Origin of the sequence: Rhodococcus sp. EPR-147 (assembly GCF_001647185.1) — a bacterium.
In the GTDB taxonomy this organism is placed as follows: domain Bacteria; phylum Actinomycetota; class Actinomycetes; order Mycobacteriales; family Mycobacteriaceae; genus Rhodococcoides.
Window position 1 is genome coordinate 1 of record NZ_LVCU01000082.1, and the last position, 4364, is coordinate 4364.

General features: G+C 63.9%; 5 protein-coding genes and 1 pseudogene. 4 read left to right on the forward strand and 2 right to left on the reverse strand.

Features of this window, described 5'->3' with window-relative positions; all coding sequences use genetic code 11:
- Together A2J02_RS04310 and A2J02_RS27575 are read right to left on the reverse strand one after the other, a co-directional pair.
- Positions 1-596: condensation domain-containing protein (locus A2J02_RS04310; protein WP_156516083.1), on the reverse strand; the 596-nt coding region annotated here is incomplete at its 3' end.
- Between the two features lie 96 nt (positions 597-692).
- Positions 693-857, reverse strand: a complete 165-nt coding sequence (locus A2J02_RS27575) for a hypothetical protein (protein WP_156516084.1) — start codon at positions 855-857, stop codon at positions 693-695.
- A gap of 222 nt (positions 858-1079) precedes the next feature.
- Between A2J02_RS27575 and A2J02_RS04315 the strand changes: the two genes are divergently transcribed.
- The 4 genes and pseudogenes from A2J02_RS04315 to A2J02_RS28570 all read left to right on the forward strand — a co-directional run bounded on the left by A2J02_RS04315 (position 1080) and on the right by A2J02_RS28570 (position 4331).
- Positions 1080-2018, forward strand: coding sequence for a UbiA family prenyltransferase (locus A2J02_RS04315; protein ID WP_082898573.1), 939 nt, complete (start codon positions 1080-1082; stop codon positions 2016-2018).
- A gap of 240 nt (positions 2019-2258) precedes the next feature.
- On the forward strand, positions 2259-3338 hold the full coding sequence (locus tag A2J02_RS04320; protein ID WP_068047256.1) for a sensor histidine kinase: 1080 nt from the start codon (positions 2259-2261) through the stop codon (positions 3336-3338).
- Complete coding sequence (locus A2J02_RS04325; RefSeq protein ID WP_197477929.1) at positions 3335-3982, forward strand: response regulator transcription factor; 648 nt, start codon at positions 3335-3337, stop codon at positions 3980-3982. Before A2J02_RS04320 ends, A2J02_RS04325 begins: the two co-directional genes overlap by 4 nt.
- A gap of 51 nt (positions 3983-4033) precedes the next feature.
- Positions 4034-4331, forward strand: a pseudogene (locus tag A2J02_RS28570) (antibiotic biosynthesis monooxygenase family protein).
- Positions 4332-4364: the final 33 nt, after the last annotated feature.

Below are 4364 nucleotides of genomic sequence, written 5' to 3' on the forward strand. Positions count from 1 at the left end.
TCGTTCGAGTAGCCCTCGACAGCAGCACGCCAATACGCTCGGTCTGCTTCCGCGTCGGCGGATCGCAGGTAGGCCTGCTCGGCATCGACGAACTGCTCGAAGTTCGCTCCTGGATCGATCCTCGTTCCCGGTTCGCCGAATTCGAGTGCTCGCAGGTTCGCGAAGTATTCGTTGAGAATCAGTGGTGCGCTAGCGACATCGATCAAGATGTGATGGACCACCAGCGACACCACGGCACGGTGCCCGTCACAACGGACCGCCGCGCGGACGAGGGGGCCGGCGAACAGGTCGAACGGTTGCATTGCACGAAGCGCGAGGTCCTCTCGCACGCTCCGGTCACGCACATCGGGCACCTGAGCAACGTCGACCGACATCGACCCGTCGGCCGTCTGGAATCGGAACCCGCTGTCGTGAGCCACAATTCGGCTCGTCAGAACCGGGTGGCGTCGCAGCGCGTCCTCCCACGCCGATCGGTGCGCGGCCGCCGATGCCGCACTCGCAACGATCACCGACGCCACGACGTTGTTCCCCACATCCGTGGGTTCGGCGATCTGGTCGAACAGCATCGCCGACTGAGCGGCGGTCAATCGATTCATCTCGCAGATCTCCCATGGGCTGGCGTCGGAATCCCCGAAGGCGCGACGCGCATCGGCTCCGACGGTGCAATGCGGGGTACAGATCGGGTCCGGGGTCTACTCCGCCGGATCGTTCTTCGCCGGCACCGTGCGGTGTTCGTCCGAGCGGGATGCCGTCTGGCGTCCGCGTACCAGGACCACCAGTGCAACGACGACCACCACGATGATGATGGCGATGAAAGCCATCCATCCGAGCGCCAACCAGACATAGTCCGTGTTCACGAGCATTCCACCTTCGTAGGCCGATGAGAGTCGGCGACTGTCGTACTCGTGCGCCGGGTTCGATTCCGTCGAGTGCGGTGTTACAACTCGAAAGCTAAGTGGCAGAACACCGAAAGCCAATGGGGTCGCCGCGAAGGTGCACCCTCCACTACGACCAAGGTCGTAGTGGACTACGACCCTCGGGCCATAGACGTGCGTCGCGCGGCCGTAGACGATCGACGCATGGCCACCGGTAGTGGAACAGTCGGACCCAGCACTGCATCGCCGAGTCACGTTGTCGCTGCCGGTGCGCCCGATCGGCCGCTGCGGTCCTCGATCCGCTCCGCCTGGTCCGAAGCTCGCCCCGCGGTGCAGATCATCTTCCAGCTTCGGATTATCGCGGTTGTCGCCGTGGCTTCGCTCGACGCCGGAGCTGTTCCCCGGTGGACGGCCGTCGCATTGTGCTGTGCGGGTTGGCTGTGCATCACGTGGTCGATCTATCTGCTCAACGGTCTTGCAGACCGCGTCGAGGATCGGTTGAACGGTTCCACGCGGCCACTTGCGCAGGGAACACTCCATGCGGGAGTGGCTCGCCAACTCGTACCTGCTCTTGCGTGCGCGGGTGTGATTCTGTGCGCGTCGGCCGGCCGAACGGTCCTGGTATCGGCGCTCGTCATGGTCGCCCTCGGCTTTCTGTACTCCGCCGGACCCGCGCCGTTGAAGAACAGAGTGTGGGGAGTCCAGGTCTCGGTGATCGGAGGCGGACTTGCCACCTACACTGCCGGAGCCTGGGCGGCCGGCATCGGGATCTCTCCGGCCGTGGCCGTGTTCGCTGTCATCATGTCCGCTTGGATGGGAGTCGGAGGTCTGGCCAAGGACCTGTCCGACGTCGAGGGTGACAGGGCCGCCGGACGGTCGACGCTGGCGATGTGGAGCGAGCGCGGTACTTGTCTGGTCATTGCTTCGCTGGCCGGAATCATCTGCGTCGGATTCGCCGTCTCGGCGTGGACGGTGGAGGAACGTCTCATCGTCCCCGCAGTCGCATTGGGTTGCGGAGCGGCAGCGATAGCAGCATGCGCCCTAGCCGGACGACCGCGTCGACGCCATGTGCGCACCCCGTACAACGCCTTCATGTACTCGCAATACGGTGCGCACACGGGCGCGCTGTGCATGCTGCTGTGATCCACACCCAGCAGCACCCGATTCGATGTCCAACCCAACCACGCAGAGAACTACCGGTGAACGACGGATGAACCACTTCGGGCCAACTCTCGAACGGAGTCGCCGCCACGTGCGGGAATGCGTCGTCTCGGTACCAATTGCGCTGTTTGTCCCGCTAATATGACGCGGTCAGGATCGGCGTAGCGAATCAGGCCTCGAAGGGCCTGATCCGTCCGGTTCTCCAGGGCGGGGGCGAACGAAGTGAGTGTCGAGCCGAACGGACTCGTCGAGCGCGCGGTCACGGCGTACACAACCCTTCTCGACGGTTCGGGGAGCCCGGTCCTCACCGACCGATCGTTGCAAGTGCAGCTGACGCGTCAGGCCGAGGCCGTTGTGCGCGTCGTTGCTACAGCGTTCACCGCCTTCGGTACGCCGGCATCGACGCTGCACTCGCCCGATCCGAGCGAAGCCATCGGCGAGCAGCGCGCCAGATCAGGCATCCACCCGACTCAGTCGCTGGCCGCAGCCACCTTGATGTTCGAAGCCCTGCTTCCCGTCCTCGTCGAAGCCGTCGACCGACCGGCCGAGACCGATACCCTCGTCGCCCTGGCAACCGCTCTGCAACGTGAGATCCAAGAACGGTTGGCGGTCGGATCGATTCCGTACGTCAACTATCTACTGACGAAGCTCCTGTCCTCACAGCAGGACGAGCGGAGCCGGATCGCCCGCGACCTACCCGACCGTATCGCGCACGGAATGGGTGCCGCCCTTCAACAACTCGACCTCTACGACCATTACCGCACGCGCGATCCTGTTCGAGCCGAAGCCCACCTCTCCACCGCACGCGAGTCGATCAAGTCGAGCTTCGACAGCACCCGGCAGGTGTCGGCGGATCTGTGGGTGCGGTTGGGCGACGAGTCGCTGAGCCAGTCGTTGACGTCCTACCTGGAATCGACCGTCCCCGAGGGAACGGCCACCGAAGTGACGGTGGACGGGGAAGAACCGGGTCTGGCGGACGAAGTTGCCCAGGAGCTCTACCTCTTGCTCCGAGAGGCGATCCGCAACGCCGTCATCCATGGCAAGCCCGACGCAATCACCGTCGAACTCGCCACCCAACACGACAGACTGAGCGCCGTCGTCCGCGACAACGGGTGCGGTTTCGACGTCGGAGCCGTCACCGCGATCAAGATCGTGGGCGGACTGGCCTCGATTCGTGAACGCGCCGAGTTGCTCGGTGGGCGCGCCGTCATCACAGCCGATCCAGGATGCGGGACGACGGTCGAGGTTCAGCTGCCGTTGCTCGACCGCACCGCCGAGTCGCTCGGGAGGAACCGGTGGTGACCGGCCACGCGATCCGGGTGATCCTCGCCGACGACCACACACTCTTCCGCGACGGTCTCGCAGCGCTGATCGAGACCGACCCTGCGTTCCAGGTGGTCGCGCAGTGCCCGGACGGAACGACCGCCATCGAGGTGATCACGCGAGAGGTCCCGGACATCGCCGTGGTCGACATCGAAATGCCGGGCCCAGGAGCGCATGCAGTGGTGACAGCGATTCGCGCCGCGGCACCGACCGTCTCCATCGTCGTCCTGTCGATGCATCAGGATGCCGAACTTTTACGCAGCCTGCTCGATGCTGGAGCATCGGCGTTTCTGTCCAAAACCGTCGCGCGAGATCAGCTGATCGCCGGGTTGCACTCGGTACAGCGCAGCCCGGACAACATACTGCTGTCCACGTCTCGCGATTCGATCAGCTCCGCGCTCGACTCCGAGACGCTCGCACCGCCGAACCTGTTGTCGCCCAGGGAACTCGAAGTTCTCCACCTTGTTGCCGAAGCACGTTCCAACTGGCAGATCGGGCGAGAACTCGGAATCACGGAATCGACCGTGAAACGCCACCTGACCAACATCTACGCAAAGCTCGGTGCGGTGTCGCGCGTGGATTGTGTCCGTAAAGCCACGGCGTCCGGCATTCGAGGCGTCTAGAGCTGCACGTCCGCCGAACCGGTGTCGGACCGCGCCTTGCATACTGTCTCGATGATCGTCGAACATGCTCTGCTGCACGTCGTCCCCCATCGAACCGACGAATTCGAGGCCGCGTTCGCCGACGCGAAGTCGATCATCTCCTCGATGCCGGGGTTCGAGAATCTGACATTGTCGCGGGGCCATCGAGCAGCCGAATACGTATCTACTGCTGGTCGAATGGGAACGCCTCGAAGACCACACCGAGGGCTTCAGGAAGTCCGCCGAGTACCAGAAGTGGAAGACGCTGCTGCATCATTTCTACGAACCCTTCCCCGTCGTCGAGCATTTCGCTCCGAGGCTCAGGGCGTAGGAGATAAGTTCGATTTTCATCCCCATCGCCGTA